Source organism: Tatumella saanichensis (assembly GCF_000439375.1).
In the GTDB taxonomy this organism is placed as follows: domain Bacteria; phylum Pseudomonadota; class Gammaproteobacteria; order Enterobacterales; family Enterobacteriaceae; genus Tatumella; species Tatumella saanichensis.
In genome coordinates, this window is sequence record NZ_ATMI01000002.1 from 46251 (window position 1) to 64841 (window position 18591).

At 53.7% G+C, this 18591-nt stretch carries 16 protein-coding genes; 11 read left to right on the plus strand and 5 right to left on the minus strand.

Features of this window, described 5'->3' with window-relative positions:
- The first annotated feature begins 10 nt into the window (after positions 1 to 10).
- The 7 genes from DW47_RS0101355 to DW47_RS0101385 all read left to right on the plus strand — a co-directional run bounded on the left by DW47_RS0101355 (position 11) and on the right by DW47_RS0101385 (position 7726).
- Positions 11 to 787 carry an ABC transporter substrate-binding protein gene (locus DW47_RS0101355; RefSeq protein ID WP_241430669.1) on the plus strand — a complete coding sequence of 259 codons (777 nt, stop codon included), beginning with the start codon at positions 11 to 13 and terminating at the stop codon, positions 785 to 787.
- 63 nt (positions 788 to 850) lie between these two features.
- Positions 851 to 1582 (plus strand): class II aldolase and adducin N-terminal domain-containing protein, encoded by a 732-nt coding sequence (locus tag DW47_RS0101360; protein ID WP_029684531.1) that lies wholly within the window; start codon positions 851 to 853, stop codon positions 1580 to 1582.
- A gap of 20 nt (positions 1583 to 1602) precedes the next feature.
- Positions 1603 to 2574 (plus strand): NAD(P)-dependent oxidoreductase, encoded by a 972-nt coding sequence (locus DW47_RS0101365; RefSeq protein ID WP_206537840.1) that lies wholly within the window; start codon positions 1603 to 1605, stop codon positions 2572 to 2574.
- A 259-nt stretch (positions 2575 to 2833) separates the two neighbouring features.
- Positions 2834 to 3733: an ABC transporter substrate-binding protein gene (locus DW47_RS0101370; protein WP_241430668.1), complete on the plus strand. Its 900-nt coding sequence runs from the start codon at positions 2834 to 2836 to the stop codon at positions 3731 to 3733.
- Complete coding sequence (locus DW47_RS0101375; RefSeq protein WP_029684534.1) at positions 3730 to 4653, plus strand: amino acid ABC transporter permease; 924 nt, start codon at positions 3730 to 3732, stop codon at positions 4651 to 4653. Before DW47_RS0101370 ends, DW47_RS0101375 begins: the two co-directional genes overlap by 4 nt.
- A complete protein-coding gene (locus tag DW47_RS0101380; RefSeq protein ID WP_029684535.1) occupies positions 4646 to 5407 on the plus strand; it encodes an amino acid ABC transporter ATP-binding protein in 762 nt (253 codons plus the stop codon). The genes DW47_RS0101375 and DW47_RS0101380 overlap by 8 nt, the downstream gene beginning before the upstream one ends.
- Before the next feature lie 24 nt (positions 5408 to 5431).
- A complete protein-coding gene (locus DW47_RS0101385) occupies positions 5432 to 7726 on the plus strand; it encodes a molybdopterin-dependent oxidoreductase (protein WP_029684536.1) in 2295 nt (764 codons plus the stop codon).
- Here the strand turns inward: DW47_RS0101385 and DW47_RS0101390 are convergent.
- The 3 genes from DW47_RS0101390 to DW47_RS0101400 are packed head-to-tail and all read right to left on the minus strand — an operon-like array spanning position 7701 to position 10755.
- Positions 7701 to 9047: an MmgE/PrpD family protein gene (locus DW47_RS0101390; RefSeq protein ID WP_051150792.1), complete on the minus strand. Its 1347-nt coding sequence runs from the start codon at positions 9045 to 9047 to the stop codon at positions 7701 to 7703. The two genes, DW47_RS0101385 and DW47_RS0101390, sit on opposite strands and share 26 nt — an antisense overlap.
- Positions 9044 to 10201, minus strand: a complete 1158-nt coding sequence (locus tag DW47_RS0101395) for an amidohydrolase (protein WP_029684538.1) — start codon at positions 10199 to 10201, stop codon at positions 9044 to 9046. The genes DW47_RS0101390 and DW47_RS0101395 overlap by 4 nt, the downstream gene beginning before the upstream one ends.
- 2 nt (positions 10202 to 10203) lie before the next feature.
- Positions 10204 to 10755, minus strand: coding sequence for a GNAT family N-acetyltransferase (locus tag DW47_RS0101400; protein WP_029684539.1), 552 nt, complete (start codon positions 10753 to 10755; stop codon positions 10204 to 10206).
- A gap of 243 nt (positions 10756 to 10998) precedes the next feature.
- Here DW47_RS0101400 and DW47_RS0101405 point away from each other — a divergent pair, with 243 nt between their 5' ends.
- The 4 genes from DW47_RS0101405 to DW47_RS17780 all read left to right on the plus strand — a co-directional run bounded on the left by DW47_RS0101405 (position 10999) and on the right by DW47_RS17780 (position 15399).
- On the plus strand, positions 10999 to 12099 hold the full coding sequence (locus DW47_RS0101405; protein WP_051150793.1) for an iron-containing alcohol dehydrogenase family protein: 1101 nt from the start codon (positions 10999 to 11001) through the stop codon (positions 12097 to 12099).
- 9 nt (positions 12100 to 12108) lie between these two features.
- Positions 12109 to 13410 (plus strand): LLM class flavin-dependent oxidoreductase, encoded by a 1302-nt coding sequence (locus DW47_RS0101410; RefSeq protein WP_029684541.1) that lies wholly within the window; start codon positions 12109 to 12111, stop codon positions 13408 to 13410.
- Positions 13411 to 13421: 11 nt separating this feature from the next.
- Positions 13422 to 14642 carry an aminotransferase class I/II-fold pyridoxal phosphate-dependent enzyme gene (locus tag DW47_RS0101415; RefSeq protein ID WP_029684542.1) on the plus strand — a complete coding sequence of 407 codons (1221 nt, stop codon included), beginning with the start codon at positions 13422 to 13424 and terminating at the stop codon, positions 14640 to 14642.
- A 349-nt stretch (positions 14643 to 14991) separates the two neighbouring features.
- Positions 14992 to 15399: an RcnB family protein gene (locus DW47_RS17780; protein ID WP_029684543.1), complete on the plus strand. Its 408-nt coding sequence runs from the start codon at positions 14992 to 14994 to the stop codon at positions 15397 to 15399.
- Between the two features lie 63 nt (positions 15400 to 15462).
- On the opposite strand, the gene opgB is transcribed toward DW47_RS17780, so the two are convergent.
- Both opgB and DW47_RS0101430 read right to left on the minus strand, forming a co-directional pair.
- Positions 15463 to 17751 carry a phosphatidylglycerol--membrane-oligosaccharide glycerophosphotransferase gene (gene opgB / locus DW47_RS0101425; protein ID WP_029684544.1) on the minus strand — a complete coding sequence of 763 codons (2289 nt, stop codon included), beginning with the start codon at positions 17749 to 17751 and terminating at the stop codon, positions 15463 to 15465.
- Positions 17752 to 18113: 362 nt separating this feature from the next.
- Entirely contained in the window at positions 18114 to 18572 is a 459-nt protein-coding gene (locus DW47_RS0101430) for a YbaK/EbsC family protein (RefSeq protein ID WP_029684545.1), read from the minus strand.
- Positions 18573 to 18591 lie beyond the last annotated feature (19 nt).

An 18591-nucleotide genomic window follows, 5' to 3' on the forward strand; every position in this document is an offset into this window, starting at 1 on the left:
GGCATTGGGAATGGTTGCGGCAGGCGCACACGCTGCCTTTTTGCAACCAGGTAAAATCGTCGCCGGTTCAGATGTGACCTTTGCCCCGTATGAGTATATGAAGAATGACAAACCGGCAGGTTTTGATATTGAAATGCTGAGTGGTATCGCCCACTCAATGGGGCGCCAACTGGTGACTGAAGATACCCGTTTCGAAAACCTGATCCCTGGGTTACGCGGTAAAAAATTCGATGTCACTAACTCGGCGATGTACATCACTGCGGCACGTCTCAAAGTGGTGGATATGATCCCTTACCTGAAAACCGGTCAGAGCATTGTGGTGCTGGCCTCCAGTAGCTTTAAACCTAAAACGGCGGAAGATCTGTGTGGTCACCGTGCGTCGGTACAGGCCGGCACCTCGTTCCTGCAAAACCTGCAACACTTCTCTGATGACTACTGTGTGAAACATAACCTGAAGCCGATCGCTATTAGCCAGTTTAGCACTGATCCACAGGCTACTCAGGCACTGTTGTCCCATGCTGCCGATGCGCAGATCACCGATGTGGCGGTGGCGTTATCGGCGGTAGATAAGTTGAAAGGACGTGTCGTGATCAGTTCTGACAAGCTGCTGTATCCGCAATTGCTCGGTATCGGCGTGCGTAAAGACGATCCGGAAGTCAAGCAGGCGATCACCGAAGGATTGCACAAGTTCAGTCAGACCCCGCAATACCAAGCACTGCTGGCGAAATATAAATTTACCGCACCGACGGCGAATGATATTAAATCACTGATGCCTACGGCGCAGTAATCCTTCAGTCTTTTCCGTCAGCCTTTGTGGGCTGACGGTTTTTCTGCGAAATGGAGAAAAGAGATGGCGTTACCTGATGAGCAGCAACTGCGCAGCGATCTGGCGGCGGTGTTCCGTATTTGTGCACAATTAAATATGCATGAAGCAGTGGCGAACCATTTTAGTGCAGCGGTTTCTGAAGACGGCAAAAAATTTCTGATTAACCCGAAGTGGGTCCATTTTTCACGCATCAAAGCCAGCGATTTATTACTGCTGGATGCGGATAACCCGGCAGATGGTCAGCGACAAGATGTTGACCCGACGGCTTGGGCTATCCACGGTCAGATCCATCAGCGCCTGCCGGAAGCGAAAGTGGTGTTACATCTGCATCCGATTTATACCACTGCGGTGTCGTGCATGGAAAATCCGGAAATTCCACCTGTAGACCAGAATACCGCCCGTTACTTCCGTCGGGTGGCGGTGGATACCCTGTATGGTGGCATGGCCGATACCGAGGCGGAAGGTCAGCGACTGACCGCACTGTTGCAAGGTCGCAGCCGTTTGCTGATGGGTAACCACGGTGTGATGGTGACGGCGCAAAATGTCGGTGAAGCCTTTGATGATATTTATACCTTGGAGCGCGCCTGCCAGATCCTGGTGACGGCCTGGTCAACGGGCAAACCGTTGCGGGTACTGTCTGATGAGGTGGCCGAAAAAACGGCGCAGGACTGGGAAAAAATCACTGACTTTTCCCGCCAGCACTTTGAAGAAATGAAACGGTTGCTGACGGAGAGTGACCCGTCCTTTATGCAGTAATGAAATGAGTGGGAGGGGTTATGGCCGTGTTATCGTCTGGGCGCTATGTGTTTGCCGATTATGCATCTTTAGATTTTGGCGATCTCGATCCTCAAGTGTTACAGGCTGCCTTTCCGGGAGTGATCCTCTACGCTGAGACCGCACCCTCGCAGATCGTTGAGCGCCTGCGAGAAGCCGAAGTGGTGCTGATCAGTGAACTGCACCTGTCTGCGGAGATCCTGCAACAGTTACCGGCTCTGAAACTGATTTTACTGGCAGCGACTGGCACCAATGCGGTGGACCTGCCAGCGGCACGATGGCAGGGGATCACGGTGTGTAACTGTCGTGGCTATGGCACTCATTCGGTGGCACAGCATACCCTGGCGCTGTTGCTGGCACTGACTAACCATGTTGCCCCTTATCACCGCTTGGTGAGCGACGGGCGCTGGAGTGACTCCCCCCGTTTTTGCCTGACCGATTACCCGCTAAATGGGCTAAATGGTCGGCAGTTGGTAATTGCTGGTCAGGGTGAGCTCGGCAATAAAGTGGCGGAGATGGCACGGGTGTTTGGCCTGAGTGTCCGCTTTGCGGCATTGCCTGGCCGCCCCTGTACGCCCGATAAACTTCCCTTGGACAGCCTGTTGCCACAGGCGGATATCTTATCATTACACTGTCCGCTGACCGATGAGACGGCCGGTATGATCAACGGCCAGCGGCTGGCGATGATGAAACCGGGAGCGCTACTGATTAATACCGCCCGCGGGGGGCTGATCGACGAACCGGCGCTGGCCGCAACATTGCGGAGCGGTAGACTGGGAGGCGCAGCACTGGATGTACTGAGCCAAGAGCCACCGCCTCGGGACCATCCCTTATTGGCGGACGATATTCCCAACCTGTTGATCACGCCACATATCGCGTGGGGCACCACCGACGCTCGGCAGATGGCGGTGCAGCAGCTTATCGAAAATTATCAGGCCTGGCGCTGTGGGGCACCGATCCGAGAGGTTAGTTAAGGCTAATTGTTTCCTGATTTACCCCTTCTTTTATTCTCGTTTTTCTGCTGCCTTTCTATAGCAACTTATTCGATTTTGTTAGCTTTTTTTTGAATTTGCGATCTAATTCTTCTTAAAACACAATGTTGTTGATACTAAACGTAACCTGTTTCAAGGGCCGAAGAGGGCGTATTCCCACGCACTCCCAGTAAGGCTCTGTGCTGTACGTTTGTTTTTCTTGTCCGATTTCTTTGTGCAGCAAATCAGGAGTAAGCATAGCGTGAACGTCTATTTAAAAACGATTGCCGTACTGGTGTCATTAGCCAGCCTTTCTGAAGCCAATGCTGCAGAATTATCTGTTCCCTCTCACAGTAGCTTTCAAGTCTCTGCTGATCCGGCCTTACATAAATTGTTGCCGGAAGAGGTTGCTAAACGGGGATATATCGTCGCCGCGACCAACCCGAACACGCCACCGACGACCTTCTTTGAGAGTGATAATAAAACCTTAGCAGGACGTGAGATTGATGTGATGAATGCCGTCGCTGAACGCCTTGGTATTAAGGTGCAGTGGCGTGACAGCGGTGGTTTTGACAATATTATCCCTGGTTTGGCCACGGGACGTTATGACGTGGCGTTATCGAACATTAATGCCACCAAAACCCGACTGAAATTGGTGGATTTTGTCAGTTATTATGATGCTAGCCGCCTCGGGGTTATTGCGTTAACGTCCTCCCATATCACGCCTTTTACCTCATTTGATGCCCTGTGTGGCCTGACTGTGGGTGCAGGCGCCGGTACGACACAGATAACTCGACTGGAAAACGCCAGCAAACAGTGTCAGACCGAGCATAAAAAACCAATCCAGGTGGCGGTATTCCCCGATCGTCCGTCTGGGGTCCAAGCGGTAGTCAGTGGCAGAGTACCGATGTTCCTTGGGCCTTATGAAGGACTGAGTTGGCAGGTGAAACAGATCCCACCGGCGACTATCAGTGGTGTGTTGACGGTCAATGATGCGCCGGTGTCGGTGGCTTTTCCGAAAAATTCACCGCTCGAACCGGCGGTTCAGGCAGCACTAAACTCTCTGATTAAAGACGGTAGTTATCAGAAGATCCTTGATCGCTGGGGGATCGGCTTTGGTGCGGTTAAACAGTCATTGCGTAATGAAGAGATTTTTCAATGACACACGCAACGGAGCGCACAGCGGAACTGACGATTGTCGCTAAACGCCATTACGGGCGTTGGTTCAGTGCTCTGCTAGTACTATTAGTTGTCGTTGCGATGGTACATTCGATGGTCGAAAATCCGCGCTTTGAATGGCGGGTGATCGCCGAGAATTTTACCGGTTCCTCGATTTTGCAGGGGGTCGTTATGACCCTACAACTGACTGCTATCTCAGTGATTTTGGGTTTCTTTTTCGGCACGCTATTGGCGTTGATGCGGTTGTCGGCAAATCCGGTGCTGAGTACGGTCAGTTGGGCCTATACGTGGTTTTTCCGCGGCGTGCCAATGCTGGTTCAGTTGTTTCTCTGGTACAACATCGCCGCACTGTACCCGACCTTATCCTTATCGCTGCCAGGTATCGGTGAGCTGTGGAGTGTCCAATCAAATACCCTGATCAGTCCGTTTACTGCGGCAGTGATCGCCTTGGTGATGCATCAGTCTGCTTATGCAGCAGAAATTGTTCGCGCTGGGATCCAGAGTGTCAATCAGGGCCAAGTCGAAGCGGCCCGTGCTCTTGGTTACCGGCCGTCGCAGATTTTCCGTTATACGGTGTTGCCGCAGGCGATGCGTGCCATTCTGCCACCGGCGGGTAACGAGGTGATTGGTCAGTTGAAAACCACCGCGGTGGTGTCCGTCATCTCGCTGCAGGATGTGCTGTTTTCAGCACAGATTATTTATCAGCGCACCTACCAGGTGATCCCATTATTGCTGGTGGCCACGCTCTGGTATCTGCTGATGACATCAGTCCTTTCGGTAGGGCAATACTATATTGAAGCTTACTTTTCCCGCGGAGTGACCCGTAGACCGACGCCAGCGTTGGTGCGAGGGTTATCACGGTTAAAGCTTCGCAAATCTGTTCAGGAAATCTCCCATGGCTGAAGCTATTTCGCTACATAAGCTCACCAAAATTTTTTCCGGAAAAGTCATTCTTAATCAGGTGGATCTGGATATCCCCGCCGGATCGGTCACGGTGATCCTCGGGCCATCTGGTTCCGGTAAATCCACCTTGCTGCGTTGCATTAATCATTTGGAAAAACCGGATGGCGGCAGCCTGAGGGTCGGTGACGAGCTAGTGGGCTACTACCAGAAAGGCAATAGCCTGCACGAGCTGAGCCAACGTGAGATTGCCCGCCAACGTCGTGGTATTGGTATGGTGTTTCAGCAGTTTAATCTGTTCCCACACCGTACCGTGTTACAGAACATTATTGATGCACCGATCCGTCTGAGAAAGCAGCCCCGTGAGCAAAGTATTCGTCAGGCAAAAGATCTGCTGAAACAGGTGGGCCTAGCCGGGCGTGAGGATGAATGGCCGCAGAATCTTTCCGGCGGCCAGCAACAGCGGGTGGCGATAGCCCGGGCACTGGCGATGGATCCGGAAGTGATGCTATTTGATGAGCCGACCTCTGCCCTTGATCCGGAACTGGTCGGTGAAGTGTTGCAAGTGATCAAACAGTTGGCCCATAGCGGCATCACCATGGTGATTGTGACCCATGAGATCGGTTTCGCCCGTGAAGTGGCGGATAATATCGTGTTTATGGAGGACGGTAATATCGTGGCCAGCGGTCCGGTACAAGAGATGCTGGAAAATCCGCAAAATAGCCGCGTCAGAGCCTTTATCGATAGGGTACTGTAACCGCCTTTAGTAGGAAATCACGTAATGCCTCACCGTAATAAAATGCACAGCGCTCATTGGGGCGCTTTTCATGCTGCATTAAGTGGCGATCAACTGACTATTACCCCTTTTGCCGGGGACCCTGACCCCAGTCCATTATTGGAAAACATGACCGATGTGCTCAAGCATCCGGTCAGAGTGACACAACCGATGGTCCGTCGTGGCTGGTTGGAGCAAGGACCTGGAGCCGATGATCGCCGTGGCGAGGATGAGTATCTGCCGATCAGCTGGGAGAAAGCGCATCAGTTGGTGGGGGACGAATTGCGCCGAGTCAGTGAACACTACGGGCCGGAAGCAGTATTTGGTGGCTCTTATGGCTGGTCCAGTGCGGGGCGCTTTCATCATGCCCAGAGTCAAGTTCACCGTTTTTTGAATACCACTCTGGGGGGATATGTTCGTTCGGTAAACAGCTATAGCTCTGGAACAGCAGCCGTGTTGTTGCCACACATTATCGGGCCGATGGACGAAATTGCTCGCCGTGGCGTCAGTTGGCAGGAGATTGCCGAGCACAGTGATATCGTGCTGGCCTTCGGTGGACTGGCTCTGAAAAATTCGCAGGTTGCCAGTGGGGGTATTAGCGAACACAGTGAGCGGGGGTGGATGCAACAGGCCGCAGCGCGTGGTGCCGAATTTATCTCTATCAGTCCGTTACGCAGTGATTTACCGTCGGAAGCCAAAGGACAGTGGCTGCCAATCATCCCAGGTACGGATGCCGCGTTGATACTGGGCCTATTATCGGTATTGATTTCGGAGCAACTGACGGATGAGCATTTCCTGGCACAGTATTGCGTCGGTTGGCCGGAGGTGGTGAGCTATATTACGGGGCGTGAAGATGGAGTCGTCCGTGATGCACATTGGGCCGCGGCGATTTGTGGAATTAATGCGTTGCAGATTGAAGCGCTCGCCCGTCAACTTGCCGGCAAACGTGTGCTGGTGACCGTCGCCCATGCACTACAACGGGCTGAATACGGTGAGCAACCGGTATGGTTGGGGTTGGTGTTGGCTGCTGCGTTAGGGCAGCCGGGGCTACCAGGTGGGGGATTTACCTATGCACTTGGCGCGTTGGGACATTACGGAAAATTTCATAATCTAGTCAGCTTTCCCTCTCTCCCTCAAGGACATAATAGCGTTGACCGGTTTATTCCAGTAGCGAGAATTGTCGATATGCTGCTCTCACCTGGAGAGACGTTTAACTACAATGGTCAACAACTCACTTATCCACATGTTCGGCTGGTGTATTGGGCGGGGGGAAATCCGTTTCATCATCATCAGGATCTGGCTCGTCTGCGGCGTGCTTTCTGCCGTACTGAAACCTTGATAGTGCATGAAAGTGTTTGGACGGCGACGGCACGTCATGCCGATATTGTGTTGCCTGCCACCTTGACCTTGGAGAGAGAAGATATCGGCGGTGCACCCACTGATCGTCATCTTATTGCCATGGCTCAGGTTGCCCAGCCGCCGGGTGAGGCCAGAGATGATTATGAAATCTTTCGTGGTATAGCCCGCTATCTGGGACGTGAGGATGCGTATACCGAAGGGCGTACCGTCAGGCAGTGGCTGGAACTGATGTATCGGCAGTTGCAGGAAAAACTGACGGCACATTCGGTGAGCCTTCCAGACTTTGACACCTTTTTTGAGCTGGGGGTCCTGCAACTTCCTCAGCATACTGACAGCGGCATGATGATGAAACGATTCCGTGAAGATCCGCTGAGGTTTCCGTTACCGACGCCGCAGGGAAAAATAACACTTTATTCTGATACGATTGCTCGCTTTGGTTATGCGGATTGTCCGGGACATCCTGTTTGGCTGGCCCCAACTGAGCAGGCAATACCCGGGCAGTCTTTTTGGCTGGTGGCTAATCAGCCTGCGACTCGTCTGCACAGTCAGCTTGATTTCGGCCGTTATAGCCAGCGGGGTAAACGTAAACAGCGAGAAGTTTGCACTTTACATCCGGCTGATGCCCATAACTATGGAATTCAAGAGGGCGATATTATCGAATTAAGCAATACCCGTGGCAGACTGCTGGCCTGTGCTCGCCTTAGTGATGGGATCCGCCGTGGGGTACTGCAGCTACCGACCGGTGCTTGGTACGATCCCATCGACCCACGGGCTGAGCGGCCATTTTGTCGGCACGGTAATCCGAATGTACTGACCCGGGATATTGGCACTTCATCCTTGGCTCAGGGCTGTAGTGGGCAATTGACGGTGGTCAGACTGCAAAAGTATCAGGGTGACGTCCCGGCAGTGCAGGCGTTCATTCCTCCACGTGGGGCCGTTTAAGCGTCTCAGCTAATGTTATCGTCAGACGCTGCAATTGCCCGCTGTCGGTGAGGGTGCAGTCCTGAAGCAGGCGTTCCCGGATGGCAGTTGGCTCATTCTGGAACGCCTGAGCCAATTTTTGCGCCACGTCCACCGGGTCGGCCAGCGACTGGCGACGGGTACGACGCTGGATCAGTGAGGTACCGTCATTGCATAACAGTGTGATCTGATGAAAGCGCTGTGTCGGATCGACAGCATCGGGCGGAGCGCTGAGATCTGGGCAGCGCTCTACACGGGCTGCCAGTGCCATGATCTGCGGATTAACCGGCCCTTCGGCAAAATCCGATAACCTCAATTCGCCGTATATCAGCATGGCCGCGGTGACATATTCAAGGCTGAAGCGGGCCTCAATGCCGTTGCTCGGCTGACGGATTGAGGGGGCAATGTCTCCGCCGGGCGGAAAAGCAATCTCAATGCGGCGCAGGGAAGCCAGCCAGAGTGGCAGGTCACAGCCCTGAGCTAATGCTTGACTGCGCAACTGGCGGGCTGCTTCGGCAGCACTATGAGTGCCACTGCACACCGGAAATGGTTTGAACTCTAGCCCTGGAGATGTGATGCGCCAAGGGTCTCCCCAATGTTCAGTGAGCCGCAAGGGCTGCGCCTGACCGCCGCTAGCGGTCTGCAGAAAGGCTTCTATCACCCCATGCTGTTGGCCTTCAAAACCGGCCAATGCCAGCTGCACTGCCTGAACAGCGCGCTCTGCCGCCCAACCGGCATGGAGGGCTTTGACCTGCGATCCGAACTGTGCCCGTAGCCCACTGGCCTGGGTCGCGGCAATGCCCAGCGCTATCTCGGTTTGCGGAATAGTAGCACCGCTGAGCCTTGCCAGTGCTGCCGTGGCCGCGAGGGTACCGAGGGTAGCGGTGTTATGGTGTCCGGCAATGTAGTGCTGTGAGGTGACAGCCAAGCCGAGTCTGCCAGCCATTTCGACACCGCTAATATAGGCATCGAGAAAGGCATGCAGCGGAAAATCGTCGCGAGACTCACACCAAGCGAACAGTGCGGGCAGGATGACCGTTGACGGGTGTCCGTGAAAGCCGGCATGAAAATCATCATAATCCAACGCATGGCCGGCATATCCGAGCAGCAGCGCGCTGGAGGCCGGATGGGTTGCGGGATAAAGCTGTCGCAGCTTGGGTAAACCGGAATCCGGTACCTGGCCGGTAAGAACTGGCCAGCAAGCGGCGATAAAATCCCACACACCACGCCGGGCATTCTGGCGTGCAGTCTCATCCGGCTGACGCTGTAGTAGATAACCGGCCAGCGTTTCGCTAAGACTCATGGTTCTCTGACCAGAGGGTCGGTTAGGACATTTTTCGCCAGATCAGCCAGGTAGCGGGCAGTCGGCAGCAGCACTTCATCATTGACCACAAAGGCGGGATGATGCAGGGCATAGGGCTGGCCGGTGCCCACCATCACAAAGGCACCCGGCAGTTGCTGCTGATAGAAAGCGAAATCTTCGCCGATAGGGCTGGCTTCCACCACTCTGGCCTCAAATCCGCTTTGGCTGGCCTGGGATAACGCGACCTCTGCCCAGTGGGCATCGTTAATCACCGGTGGCGGACCCGCTTGCCAGTCGACAGTGATCTCTGCCCCAAATGCGCTGGCGATCCCGGCCAGCAGTGTCCGTAGACGCTGTTCGATCAACTGGCGGGTCGGCGGGGAAAAGGTCCGAACCGTGCCTTCAAGCCAGGCGTTATCGGGGATCACATTCCAAGTGCTGCCACTGTGAACTTGGGTTACTGACAGTACCGCATTATCTGCGGAGGGTGCATTACGGCTGATCACCGATTGCAGGGCAGTGATCACCTGCCCGACAATGATCACCGGATCATTGCTGTCTTGAGGCCGAGCTGCATGGCTGCCGGTCCCGTGAATGGTAATGCTAAAACGGTCGACCGCAGCGGTCAGTGCCCCAGCTTTACAGCCGATCACCCCGGCGGGTAGGGTCGGATCGTTGTGTAAGCCGAAAATAGCCCGAGCCTGTTCCAGTGCACCGCTGCGGATCACATCCGGCGCGCCCTGACCGGTCTCTTCGGCAGCTTGGAATAGGATCCGTACTCGGCCGGGTAATTGTGCTTCCTGTTCTTTTAGAAATATCGCCGCTCCGAGGGCTGCGGTACTGTGAAAGTCATGTCCACAGGCATGCATTACTCCGGGATTTTGTGAACGGTAGTCGACCGCAGACTGCTCTTCGATAGGCAGGGCATCTATGTCCGAACGTAGCACCACCAGCGGTCCTTGCGGATCGCCAATCTCTGCGACCAATCCGGTGTTCAGAGGGAGATCGAGGATTCGAATCTGATGGTGTTCCAGTTGAGCCCGTAAGCGGGCAGTGGTCTCAAATTCCTGATTCGACAGTTCGGGGAAGCGGTGCAGTTCGTGACGAAAGGCGATCAGACGGGTAGCAAAGTCCGAGTCTGTTGCAAGGGTCATAGTTACTCCTGTCGACTCGCCTCAGCAGCCTTAGGCTGTGCGGCTAGCCAGCGCTGATAGGCGGCCTGATTAAGGATTTTGGTCATATAAAGGGTGATATGCCCTTTGCCTAAGTCGGCAGTGTGGGCAGGGATAAAACCACGTTTCTGATACATGTTTTTTAGCCACGGATGGCTGGTTGCCGTTCCAAGGGACACGGCCGGCGCTCGCAGCTGATCTGTCAGGATCTCCTGTTCCAGTCGCTGAAGAATTTGCTTGCCGTAGTGCTGGCCGGGAAAGTCAGGGTGTGCCGCAAACCAGCCGATATGGGGCAATCCAAAGGGACCCGGTAATGGCCCCCAAGGGTAACGTAGCGTTACCGAGGCGACCATGATGTCATGGTCATACAACGCATAAACACCATGATCACGCAGATGTTGCACGGTTTTTTCCAGAGTGGTACTGGCGGCATCAAAATGGATACCGAGCGCTTTCGTCGGAGCATAAGCGGCCAGGATCAGTGCCTGATAGGTTTCTGCTTCCTGCTCTGTGACTTGACGGAAAGTCAGCGGCATCATTGCCCCCGTTATTATTCAGTGGAAGTAGTGCTTATTTATTGGGTCAGGCTATCAGAAGTTATAAAAAAACGGATATATAAATTAATGCTTTGCTAAGACATTATTTAGCTTGCTGAGTCCGGATTTTATCTTTCAGTCAGATTAACACTGCCTTATTATTCTCGGCTGACTCTCGCGATCACCGTGGGGGGATATTTACCATGTCAGGCAAACCTTTATTTTAGAAATTAGGACAGTCATGTGTTAGCCATTAAATCACCGGGGCATTATTTGCGGGAAGCAGGACTTACCGCTCGGGTTGGAGACTACCTACAGCCTTATGCCCGCCGCATCCTGATCCTGACCACTCCCTCAGCGTGGCAAGCGGTGAGTCAGCCATTACAGCTTAGTTTGCAACAGCAAGGGATCGTCAGTGAGGTGCAGTGGCTGGATGGCTACTGTACCGAGCAGGCTATTCAGCGGGTAAAGGGTGCACTGCACACTGCTGAGGCTAATCTTATTTTGGCGGTCGGTGGCGGAAAAGTGATGGATACCGCGAAAGCGGCAGCGGCGCAATCCGCAGGGGTGAGATTGGTCATGTTACCCACTCAGGTCGCCACCTGTGCTGCCTGGTCACCGGTCAGTATTCTTTATACGGCACAGGGTCATTACCTGCGCAGCCATTTATTATCTTCAATGCCTGACTTAGTATTGTTGGACAGTGAAATTATTGCCCGTAGTGATGTGTGTTATATTAAAGCAGGAATGATTGACGCGCTGGCGAAATACTATGAATTTCGTCCTTATCAGAGAAATAATCCTGATAACCTATCACTGCAATTAAAACTATTACCCGCTCAACAGGCGTTGTCGGTCTTTAACGAATATGGCCTCCAAGCGGTTGTAGATAATCAGTCACAGAGAGTGACTACCGCACTGGATAAGGTTGCCGAGGCTAACTTGGTGCTAGCAGGATTGGCAAATAGCGTCCGTGACAGTTTAGCCACGCCCGGATTTGCCCATGCTCTGCATAACCGCCTTACCCGACAGCCGGAGTTATCCCAGTGGTTACATGGCGAAAAAGTGGGTTTCTGTCTGCTGGTCCAGTCATTGCTGGAAAATAATGGTCAACCGGAGCCCTCTCTGTTGGCATTACTGGCGCGCTTCGGTTCACCGCTGCGGTTGCCACCGTTAGAGGGCGACCGTGACCGGGTGTTTGCCGACATTGCTAGCGAGGTACATTTTCCCGCGCACTGTGCCGCCATGCTGCCCTTTGATATCAGCGCCCCAGCCTTGGAGCGGGCGCTACGACTGACTGACAGCCTTCCCTTCCCCGATTTACAGCATTTATCGCTTTCATAGGACGACTTTATGGATACTTCAGCCACCCCGCGCCGCCTGCGTCTCGGACTTTTTGTGCAACCTGTTGGTCATCATGTCAGTGGCTGGCGACTGACAGAGCAGTTGGGGGACCCGACGGATATTGACTGGTTGATCACGCTGGCTAAAAAAGCCGAAGCAGGCACTTTTGACCTATTCTTTGTCGGTGATGCACTCGCGACCAGTATGTATCGTCTGCCGTCGACGATGGCACGCCTGGAACCGCTCACCCTGTTATCGGCGCTGGCGGTGCATACTCGGCATATCGGTTTGGCGGCTACGGCCTCGACGACCTTCAGCGATCCTTTTACCCTAGCGCGTAGCTTTTCCTCGTTGGACCACATCAGTCGTGGTCGTGCTGCTTGGAATGTGGTGACCTCGTTTTCCACCGATGTAGCGCGCAATTTCAGTCGTGACGATATGCCTGGACACCGTGAACGTTACGCCCGGGCACGGGAATTTCTGGACGTGACCAACAAATTGTGGAATGGCTGGGAAGAGGGAGCGGTGCAACCGGATGTGGACAGCGGCCGTTATTTTGTCGATGAGAAAATTAAACCGATCAACCATCAGGGAACGCATTTTAGGGTACAAGGTCCGCTAAATATTACCCGTTCTCCGCAGGGGCGGCCGGTGATTATCGAAGCCGGTTCCTCGGCTGATGGACAGCAACTGGCAGCGGAAACCGCAGAAGTCGTGTTCACCGCCTCCGCCACTTTGGAAGAAGGTCAGGCATTTTATCAGTCTCAGAAACAACAGGTCGCTGCAGCAGGACGTAATCCTGATCATGTAGTGATCATGCCGGGTGTGATGCCCATCGTCGGCGAAACCAGGGAGCAGGCTCAGGCATTGTGGAAAAAGCTGAACACGCTGGTGGACATTGATAATGGTTTAAAGCAATTGTCATTGCGCTTTGGTGTTGATCTCTCCGAGTACCCGTTAGATGGGCCGGTGCCGGAGGTTGAGCTAGGTGAAGGAAATCAGAGTCGGGTGCGCTTACTGATCGATATGGCGAAGCGCGATAATCTGACGTTGCGCGAATTGGCCGCTATTGCAGCCGGTTCTCGGGGACATCGGGTGATTGTCGGTACCGCGCAGGATATCGCCGATGATTTTCAGCAGTGGTTAGAGCAGGGCGCTGCCGATGGTTTCAATATCATGCCCGCGATTATGCCGGAACAGTTGGATCTGTTTATTGAACGGGTGATCCCAGAATTGCGTCAGCGTGGCTTGTTCCATGACCGCTATCAGTACGCGACACTGCGTGAGAATCTCGGTTTGCCACTGAACTAACAGGTGTTGTAATGAGTTTTCCCCTCTCTGAACGAGTAAAACGGATCGCGCTATCGCCGAATGTTGCCGCCAGAGCGCAAGCACAGCAATTGCAGGCCGAAGGCCGAGATATTCTGGATTTGACTATCGGTGAGCCGGATTTTGCCACGCCCCCTCATATCTGTCAGGCGGCGTGGCAGGGAATACAACGGGGTGAAACCCGTTATTCCCCTGCGGCGGGTACTGCTGCGCTACGACAGGCGGTGATGGCTAAGTTAGCCGCGGAAAATCAGCTCGATTATAGCCTGCCGCAGATAATGATCGCTAACGGGGCAAAACAGGTGATCTTTAATGCCTTTGCCGCCACCCTTAATCCTGGTGATCAGGTGATCATTCCTGCACCTTACTGGCCGGCCTATCCTGCCAGCGTGGCGTTACAGGATGGTGTGGTGCGGCGGGTAGACTGCCCGCTAACCCAACAGTATAAATTACAGCCTCAGCAACTGGCCGCGGCTATCACTGCCGAGACTCGCTGGCTGGTGTTGAATAATCCGTCTAATCCTTCCGGTGCGGTCTACGATAGGGATGAATTGCAAGCATTGGCCGAGGTGTTACGCGATCATCCGCATGTGATGATCCTGATGGATGAGCTTTATGAAAAAATCCTATTCGACAACCGGCAACCACTCAACCTTCTGAATGTCGCACCGGATCTGGCACCTCGTTGCTTGCTGGTGGGGGGAGTCTCCAAAACCTATGCCATGACCGGTTGGCGTATCGGCTTTGCTGCGGGGCCGCAACCCCTGATAGCGGCGATGACCGTGATTCAGTCACAGAGTACCTCTGGGGCCAGCGCTGTCAGTCAGGCGGCAGCCGTCGCCGCCTTTGGATCAGGTACGGCATTTCTCCGTCCGCAGGTGGAGGCCTATCAGCGACGCCGAGATCACTTAGTGGCACAACTCAGTTGCGTCGATGGGCTGGACGTCTTTACCCCTCAGGGAGCCTTTTTTGTGTTCTGCAATTGCGCCGGTCTACTGGGTAAAGTTACCCCGCAGGGGACAGTGCTTCAGACCGAAGCGGGCGTATTACAGTTTCTGCTAGAACACGGGGTATCCGCAGTAGGTGGCCAGGCATTTGGGATCTCACCGGCTTTCCGCCTATCGATCGCCGTCAGTGATGAGACGGTCCGAGCCGCCGGTGAGCGGATTGCCGCCGCCTGTCATAGCCTCAGCGGGTCGGTGGACAGCTGCTGATTGAGTCTGTCTGGCCCAGCACAAGCGCTCAATGCTTTGTCTTGAATGCCTTCTCAGCATAAGACTGATGGGGGCTTGTCCTGTGGCGATTTTGGTGCGCAGCGTTGTTTGTCAACAGGCTATTCCCCATTATCTGCTCTATCTGTGAATATAGCGGATGAATTGTGCCGCCCATTAAGCGATGATAGGAACTGATGCTGCTTCCTCGGCGCTGCAAAACCTTGTCACAGATGAAAGCAGGAAAAAAAGTGCGAATACTGGTTTACTTAGCGCCGGAGAAGCTGTTATCGCCAAGAAACGATTGCTTTTGATTAGGCCCGTTACGGGGAATGTTTGTTAGGGAGTTTTTATGCGTAAGCCGTTTATTTTAGCCTCAACTGTCGTGCTGATGTCAGTGAGTGTCCTAGGTGCTGTGCAGGCCAATGCCGAAGACGCTCCTGTGACTGCAGCCACTTCAGCCCCTGCTGCGACACCGGCGCCCGCTCAGGCTCCTGCAGCATCTGCCTCTGTGGCGCAGCAGCAGGACCCGCTAGATAAAACCAGCGTATTTGGCGATTTCCACCATTATGCGATCGGCGATGTGGTGCCGCCGCTGTACCGTTCCAAAACCTATAATATCTCGCAGTGGCAGTTAAGAAAGCTGCCTGCACCAACTGCAGACAGCCACTGGACCTACATGGGCGGTGACTACATCTTAATCTCTGACGCAGAAGGGAAAATCGAGCGCATTATTTCCGGCGACATTATTTACCGCTAAGCGCTGACCACATTGTAAAAAGGAGGAACCTGGTTCCTCCTTTTTTTATGCCATTTTCCGGATTTAAGGATCGGCAATAATGTGCAGCGATTGCAGGCCGACTCCTAACTTACGCGGATCCTGACCGATAATATTGTCCAGCATGGTCTCCGTGGGCTGGGAGGGGATCAGGATTATCTGCCTAGCACTGGTTACCGAAGAGAAGTGCAGCCGGTATTCTGCCAAGGTTGCCGTTGGCATGAATTGCTGTTGCTGGTCTCCCACCCGGACCGTGACCGGTTTACCGACATTGGGACCAAACCCTTTGGCCACCAATTGCAGGGTAAAGGCAGTCGGTAGCGGCTGGCGATAACTCAGTGTAACCACTGGGGCTAAATTGGCATTAGACCAGCGTCCCCACGCTTCATTGCGCGACAGTCCGCTAAAGCTCTCAACAGACTGCGGTGCGCCAGGCAAGGCAAACAGATAGCGGTCGGACGGATAACGGATCGTGTTATCAGGGACTTTCAGCAAGGCGATGGCCTTATCATACTGTTCTGCTGACAACGTCTGTTGCGGGAAGGTCACCTGGCCTTGCCACTCTGGTGAGGTGATTTCGGTGATCTGCGGCTGACCGCCCAACTGCCCGTGGGTATAACAGAGCGTGCTGGATAATGCCAGTGCTGGATCCCACAGCCGGCCGGCTTTATAGCATTTATCAATCCAGACAAATTTATCCTCTGCAGTGAAACGGCTCAGGCGGGCAGAGAGCGTCTCGGCATAGACCCCTTCAGGAATAGGCTCGACTTTATCGCTCTCCACCCGCACCAGCACCGGCAGTTTAAACACCGAACCGGAGAAGCTGAGGGTATTTTTAGCGCTGTCCACGGTAAAACGGTCAATATTGCGCGGGAATTTCCACAAGCTAATAATGTCCGGCTTCCATTGCATCACTTTCTGCGGCAGGTCGGGGAAGAGCGCGGATAAAGAGGGCGCTGACAGGGTACTGCGCCCGAGACCTAATTGGTCTCCGCCGCCGAGAATATCGAGCAGTGTAGCGCCGTTATCTAAGGTACTGCGGGGTGCATCAATTTGCTGCGCGTGTGGCTGATCGCCGCGGATGATAAAGAAGGTATCATGGCGCGGATAACGGGTTAGATAACGGTAGGCGGTATTGTTCATCGCCAGATGATCAGAGCCGACCACAATCACCGTATTTTTGAACCAAGGTGAGGCTTTGATCCGCTCGATCAGTCGGGCGATATGCTGTTGAGAGCAGGCTACCGCCGCCAGCGACAGATTGTTTTTTCCCTCGTAATCGTAGGTTTTCCGCTGACAACTGGCGGAGATAAAACCATCAGGGTGATGGGTATCCACGGTGAGGGCAAACAGGGCGAAGCGTTGTTTCTGTTGTGATAACTTCTGATATTTATCAAAGACCTGGTCGAGAACGGTATCATCATAAAAGCCCCAGTTATTACGATACGCCGGGTCAGAGACTTGGCTTTTCAGCTCCTCCGAGCCTTCCATATGCTGCGCGTCAAAGCCGTGGGAGCGCAGAAAAATATCTTTCCCCCCAAAGCGCAAGTCAGCTCCTTGAATAAACCAGTTTTGATAACCGGAGTTCTTCAGGATATCTCCCAGACAGAGACTCTGTGGATAGAAACTAGACAGTGACGAGGAAGCATTACCTTCAAACGGGGCGAACAGCGGGATGCCACACTGGGAGGCGACCATTCCGGCAATAGTATAATCGGTACCTGGAAGCTGTGCGGTGGCAGTGAAATCTAAACCGGACTGCATCTGCTGGTTAAGTTGTGGGGCCAGGTCGGGAAACGCTGGGTTGAAGTAGGTTCTTTCCAAGCTTTCCGCATAGATATAGACCACGTTCAGAGACGGATTGTTAATCACCGAGGGGGGTGTTTTATAGTAGTCCTCAAAATCTGATCCACCGCTTTGCTGGTGAGAAACCACCAATGCTTTGACTTGGCGGAACGCTGGACTGGTATTGATGGAGATCAGCGCCATGAGACAGGCCACGGAGCTCCAGCCGAAATGGTGGCGGTGATTACGTTTACGCAGCAGCCGCGACAGTGCCCAGAAGATCACCACGATCATTAGAATAAGCCCAGCGGCGGGCAGCCAGTATTTACGAGTACCGGCACCGCTGAGGTTACTGGTCAGGGTGTAGAGCACAGCATCGGTAATGCCGTTACCGGTGAAGTAGTTGCTGGCTAACAGCAGCCCGTTGAGCAGTAGAAAGCTGAGTAATAGCGCACAAATCACCGCAAACCACAGCCGGTGCCTACCAGCTTTACGGGCATAGACGACCAACGCGGCGATAAAGAGTCCTGAGGATAAAAGTTCTGACACTGAAGGGTTCTCCTGCAAGGTCCTGTTTTCAGGATAAAAACAGCAGCTTGTCACTGCCGGTAACTGTTTTATTTCGCAGCAATCAGGCCTGGAGAAGGGGACATCTGAGGGTAATTTGGCACAGCACCATACTGTGTTTAGCGCCAATAGGCCCTTTCTCAAGTATAAAACATAATCGCCGGACTGCTGCGGCTAGCCCCCATCCCGGGGGCAGAGAAGGCAGTATGCCATGCTTTTGGCATCAGGAGGTTGATATCCGCATCAGGCTGAGGATGAGGTAGGCAAATTTCTGTGCAGATGTGTCGGGGCACGATGGGATGAATGGGTAAGCAGCGGTGGCTAAGACTGCCACCGTCTGTGGCTCACTGGCTGACATCCACCCAGCGGGCTTGTGTCAGCTCCACCATACGTTGCGGAGAAATACGCACCATACTGTTGGTCGCGCCGGCGGCAGGCAGGACTTCGTCATAGGCCTGCAAGGCGACATCGCAGTAAACGGTCAGCGGGTTTTCCAGGCCGAAAGGGCAGACGCCGCCGACCGGATGACCGGTATAATCGATCACTTCATCTACGCTCAACATTCTGGCTTTATGGCCGAGTGTCTCTTTGAGTTTTTTATTATCCAGACGGGTATTGCCGCTCATTACAATCAGGATGATCTCCTGCTTCACTTTTAGTGACAGAGTTTTGGCAATCTGGCCTGGCTCGACCTGATGGACGCTGGCGGCCATATCGACGGTAGCGGTACTTTCTGGGGTTTCAATCACTTCAATATCAGGGGCATGTTCAGCAAAGAATGCCTGTACCGACTGCAGACTCATGTTCTTCTCCAGGAATTTT